This window comes from Synergistaceae bacterium, assembly GCA_012521675.1.
In the GTDB taxonomy this organism is placed as follows: domain Bacteria; phylum Synergistota; class Synergistia; order Synergistales; family Aminobacteriaceae; genus JAAYLU01.
On the sequence record JAAYLU010000033.1, the window covers coordinates 1 to 5,004 of the forward strand.

Genomic DNA, 5,004 nt, shown 5'->3' on the forward strand with positions numbered 1-5,004 from the left:
CAGCGGCATAGTGGGCGACAAGGTCTGCGTTGAGACGATCAAGGAGAAGCTGGGCAAGAGAAAGCCCGAGTTCCTCCCGATGAACCTCGCCGCCTACGAGAAAGGAAAAGAGGTAGCCAAGGCATGTCTGAAGGCGTGAGGGAGAGGCCCCTCGCGCAGAAGACTCTATACACGGGAAAGATACTGAACCTCAGGGTGGACGACGTCGAACTTCCGGACGGGAGAAAAGCGATCCGGGAGGTGGTGGAGCACGAGCCGGCCGTTGGAATACTGGCGGTCGGGGAGGACGGGAAGGCGCTACTGGTGCGGCAGTACCGCTATGCGGTAGGGGAAAACATGCTTGAGATACCGGCGGGCATAGTCGAAAAGGACGAGCCGTTCGACGAGACAGCCCGCAGAGAGCTCCAGGAGGAGATTGGCTTCTACCCGGGGCGGCTCAGAAGCATATGCTCCTTCTATAACTCTCCCGGCTTCTGCACCGAGCTTATGGAGCTGTTCTACGCCACGGACCTGAGGCCCTCGAAACTCGAGGAGGACTACGACGAGTTCATCTCTGTAGTCCCCGTGGACAAAAAGGATATTCCCTCCCTGATCTCGGAAGGCAAGATCCGGGATGCGAAGACACTGGCCGCCCTTTCGTGGTGGACAGCCTTCGGAGACGACGAGTGATATAACTTACTGCTAAAGGGACCGGCTGATGCCGGTCCCTTTTTTATGCTATCATGTAACCATTATGACATTATATGACTTTGATTCGGCGAGGGATTCATTCCTCTCATGGCTGCTGTTGGAGCGGGGGCTAAGCGAGAACACCGCCGCCGCATACTCTCGCGACCTGAAAAAATGGTTTGAATTCTGCTCGAGCAGATCGATATGTCCCCTTCCTCCGGGCGAGGAGAGCATGGCGGAATTTCAGCGACACCTGGTCTCGCTCGATTCGAGCAAGACATCCGTGCAGAGGACTATGGCAGGTCTGCGTACCTGGATTCGCTACCTTCAGTACGAGGACGAGGTCTCGGAGGGCTTCGTCCTCCCCGTTCTGCAGAAGACGCCCGGCCTGCTCCCGAAGATCCTCGGAGAAGGGGAGATTAACAGGCTTTTCGAGGCGTGCTCAGGCGAGGACTCTTTGTCGATAAGGGATAGGGCGCTCATAGAGGTCGCCTACGGATGCGGCCTTCGGGCGAGCGAGATAGTCGGGCTGCGACTGTCCGACCTCGATTTTTCGTCCAGGACCCTCCGTGTCCTGGGAAAGGGGAACAAGAGACGCAACGTCCCCTTTCTGGGAGAACCGGCGAGGCGAGTAGAAAAGTACCTTGAGGAGGCCCGTCCGATGCTTCTGAAGGATGGAACGCCCTTCTTGTTCCTCTCCCGCAACGGCAGGCCCCTGAGCCGCCAGGACCTCTGGCGAATAATTTTGAAACGGGGGTTGGAGGCAGGGATCTCCAGGCAGCGCCTTCATCCTCACATCCTGCGCCACAGCTTTGCCACCCACCTGCTCAGGCGAGGGATGGACCAGAGGACGCTCCAGGAGCTCCTGGGACATTCCTCCATCTCGACCACTGAAAAGTATCTGCACTTTGACCTTGAACTCCGAGACGTGTATGATTCTGCACATCCACGTGCGTGATTCGACAATCCAAGGATGAAAGAGAGGTTTGTGTTTTGATAGACAGAGTTAAAGCGACATGCTCTCTGCTGAACCTTCGCCTTGGCGCTCCCTGCGAGTCCGCGGTCATTCTCGGCTCCGGACTGGGCGCTTTCGCCGACTCGCTCGAGGAGAGGACGGTCCTTCCCTATGAGCAGATCCCCAACTGGCCTATCTCGACCGCGCCGGGGCACGGCGGCAAACTGGTCTTCGGCAAGCTGAACGGAAGATCCATACTGGTCATGCAGGGACGTGTCCACTACTACGAAGGGTATCCGATGGAAGAGGTGGTATTTCCCGCCAGGGTCTTCGGAGAGCTCGGCATCAGGAACCTGGTGGTCACGAACGCGTCCGGGGGCGTGGATAAAGCCCTGTCATCCGGAGACATAGTCGTGATCGAGGACCACATAAACTTTATGGGGGCGAACCCCTTGCGCGGGCCGGATACCCCTGAATGGAACGACCGCTTCCCGGACATGACGACCTGTTACGATCCGGGGCTTACCGCCCGCCTGGAGAGAGCGGCGGAACTGGAGGGCATCCCGTCAAGGAGAGGGATCTACTTCGCCTTCTCTGGACCTTCGTTCGAGACCCCGGCGGAGGTTCACATGGCGCGGATGCTCGGGGGCACAGTGGTGGGGATGTCCACAGTGCCGGAGGTCGTGGTTGCAAACGCGATGGGAATCCGCGTGTGCGCCCTCTCGTGCGTGGCCAACGCGGCCGCGGGGATGACGTCGAACGCGCTCAGCGGGCAGGAGGTGCTCGACGAGATGGCAAAGACATCCGCGAAACTGATTCGTATTTTGACTCGATTTTTCTCGGAGTTGAACTGACATGTTCGATATGATCTCGTTCATCGAGCGCAAGAGAGACGGCGGAGCGCACTCCCCCCGCGAGATCCGCGATTTTGTGAGAGAGTTCGCGGCCGGCGCCGTGCCGGACTACCAGGTGGGCGCCTGGCTCATGGCCGTCTATCACTCGGGAATGAACGACGAGGAGCTGAAGGAGTTCACCCTTGCGCTGGCCCATTCAGGGGAGGTGCTCTCTTTCGGAGATCTTCGCATAGTGGACAAGCACAGCACCGGAGGGGTGGGGGACAAGGTCACCCTTTTGCTGGTGCCCCTTGCGGCGTCCTGCGGAGCGAGGGTGGCGAAGCTCTCCGGGCCCGGACTGGGGTTCACCGGCGGGACGGTGGACAAGCTGGAGGCGATACCGGGCTTCCAGACCCACCTGCCATCCGAGCGCTTCGCGGAGCAGGTCAAGAGCATAGGCTTCGCCATATCGGGGCATTCCCTGGACCTCGCGCCCGCCGAGGGCAAGTTCTACGCCCTTCGTGACGTGACGGGCACCGTTCCCTCTCTTCCCCTGATATGCAGCAGCATAATCAGCAAGAAAATCGCGGGCGGCGCCGACTCCTTCGTGTTCGACGTCAAGTGCGGCGCAGGGGCCTTCATGACCGACTACGAAAGCGCCGAGAAACTGGCCAGGTCGCTGGTATCCCTCTCCAGGAACCTTGGCAAGAAATGCACGGCCCTTATAACGAGCATGGATCAACCTCTTGGAGAGTGGGTGGGCAACAGCGTCGAGGTTCTGGAGGCTGTGTCGATTTTTCGCGGAGAAGGGCCAAGGGACGTACGTGAGGTCGTGGTCAACTTGGCGGGTGCAATGATATCCATGGACTCTGAACGCTCTTTCGAAGAGGGATGCGAGCTGGCGAGGGTCAAGCTGGCCGACGGATCGGCCCTCGAGCATTTCAGGAAGCTGGTGGAGGCCCAGGGAGGCGACCCGGAAGTGTGCGACAGGCCGGAGGAGCTGCTGCCGATAGCAAGCTCCGTCCACTATGTCCGCTCGCCTGACGACTCGGTGGTTCGGGCGGTCGACGCGAGGATGATTGGAGAGGGAGTGAAGAGGCTGGGGGGCGGTCGCATGTCCATCGACGAGGAGATAGACCTATCCGTGGGTGTGCGGCTGATCAGGAAGAAGGGAGACGAGGCTGGACGGGGCGAGCCTGTCCTCGAGGTGCGGTACTCCAGCGAGGAGAAGCTGGCCGAGGCACTGCCGTTTTTCGACTCGGCCTTCGTGTTCGAGAGAGGCGGTGCTGTGGCCGCCGCGGAGGAAAGGGGAGTCATTCTTGGCAGGGTTTCTTGATAGGTCGTCTGAATGCAGGGGCCCCGCTCGGGCTTTCATTCTCGCTGCGCTGATGGTGCTGTTGGCGGCGGGAGCAGGCTGTGCGAGCGTCAACGTCCAGTACCCATCCTCGGTGGGAATTGGAAAGCCTTTAGTCATACGCGCCACCTCGTCGGTTCCCCTGACGGGGGTAGAGGCCATCTGGCAGGGGCGCACGACACAATTGGCCATCACCGTGTGGAACGAGCACTATGTCGCACTGGGGCTGATGGGAACACAGGTGGGCAAGGTCAAGCCGGGGGATCACAGGCTGAAGCTGCGCCTGGTCGACGGCGACCGGACCTCGGAGCACTCTCTGACGATAAAGATCACGCCGGTTCAGTATAAAGAGGACAGGCTCACTCTCCCTGAGAAGATGGTGAGCCCTCCCCAGTCTGAGCTGAAGCGAATCGAGGCGGAGAGAAAGCTCGTCGGGGCGGCACTGGCCACAATGACCGGCGACAGGCTTTGGGCCTTGCCGATCCTCAGGCCGGTGCAGGGCATAGTTACGAGTCCGTACGGTCGACGAAGGATAATAAACGGAAAGGCTGGCAGCCCGCACGGCGGGGTCGATTTCAGGGCGGCCTCGGGCACTCCTGTGAAGGCGGCCCTTCCGGGCAGGGTGGTCCTTACCGGCGACCACTACTTCGCCGGCAAGAGCGTGTACATCGACTCGGGCGGCGGGGTGATCTCCATGTACTTCCATCTCAGCTCGATAGACGTGGCGCAGGGCGATATGGTGAAAGCGGGGCAGGTGGTCGCGAAGAGCGGCTCCACCGGGAGGTCGACCGGGCCGCACCTGCACTTCGGGCTTTCACTGTCCGGACAGGCGGTGGACTCTGAGCCCCTCTTCGATTCGACGTCGGCAAACCTGTTGGCGAACTCGGCGTTCGTCAAGCTGACCCCTGCTTGGCGATGAAAAAGCTGTGCATACCTCCCTTGGTGGCGGGCCTCCTGGCGCTGCTGGCGGCCTCCGCCTTCGGGGAGGCACTGGTAAAAGAGCACGAGGCCCTATTCACCAAGTATTTCAAAGACAGGATCAAGGCCGAATCAGTTCTGCCGGTGATAATGGCCACCGAGGACGATCTTCGGCGCGGGGTCGTCCCGACTCTGAACCTATGCCTCGAGGAAGCGGTGATCGATGGAGTGTGCTTCGACAGGATGCTCCTCGTGATGCGGGACGTGCTCTACAC

At 60.4% G+C, this 5,004-nt stretch carries 7 protein-coding genes; all 7 read left to right on the forward strand.

What is annotated here, in order from left to right:
* Positions 1-139 (forward strand): 2-oxoacid:ferredoxin oxidoreductase subunit gamma (locus GX181_03885; protein NLM71088.1); only part of this gene is annotated, 139 nt, incomplete at its 5' end.
* On the forward strand, positions 124-669 hold the full coding sequence (locus tag GX181_03890) for an NUDIX hydrolase (GenBank protein NLM71089.1): 546 nt from the start codon (positions 124-126) through the stop codon (positions 667-669). The genes GX181_03885 and GX181_03890, both read left to right, overlap by 16 nt.
* A 64-nt stretch (positions 670-733) precedes the next feature.
* Positions 734-1,627 (forward strand): tyrosine-type recombinase/integrase, encoded by an 894-nt coding sequence (locus tag GX181_03895; protein ID NLM71090.1) that lies wholly within the window; start codon positions 734-736, stop codon positions 1,625-1,627.
* A gap of 35 nt (positions 1,628-1,662) precedes the next feature.
* Positions 1,663-2,478: a purine-nucleoside phosphorylase gene (locus tag GX181_03900; GenBank protein NLM71091.1), complete on the forward strand. Its 816-nt coding sequence runs from the start codon at positions 1,663-1,665 to the stop codon at positions 2,476-2,478.
* A 1-nt stretch (position 2,479) separates the two neighbouring features.
* On the forward strand, positions 2,480-3,793 hold the full coding sequence (locus tag GX181_03905; protein NLM71092.1) for a thymidine phosphorylase: 1,314 nt from the start codon (positions 2,480-2,482) through the stop codon (positions 3,791-3,793).
* Complete coding sequence (locus GX181_03910) at positions 3,777-4,730, forward strand: M23 family metallopeptidase (protein ID NLM71093.1); 954 nt, start codon at positions 3,777-3,779, stop codon at positions 4,728-4,730. Before GX181_03905 ends, GX181_03910 begins: the two co-directional genes overlap by 17 nt.
* A partial coding sequence (locus GX181_03915; protein NLM71094.1) for a hypothetical protein occupies positions 4,727-5,004 on the forward strand: 278 nt, incomplete at its 3' end. The genes GX181_03910 and GX181_03915, both read left to right, overlap by 4 nt.

What these genes read in the sequence shown, in the direction of transcription:
- GX181_03905 (NLM71092.1), top strand. Translation starts at nt 2,480, where the DNA reads ATGTTCGATATGATCTCGTTCATCGAGCGCAAGAGAGACGGCGGAGCG.
- GX181_03890 (NLM71089.1), top strand. Translation starts at nt 124, where the DNA reads ATGTCTGAAGGCGTGAGGGAGAGGCCCCTCGCGCAGAAGACTCTATAC.
- GX181_03895 (NLM71090.1), top strand. Translation starts at nt 734, where the DNA reads ATGACATTATATGACTTTGATTCGGCGAGGGATTCATTCCTCTCATGG.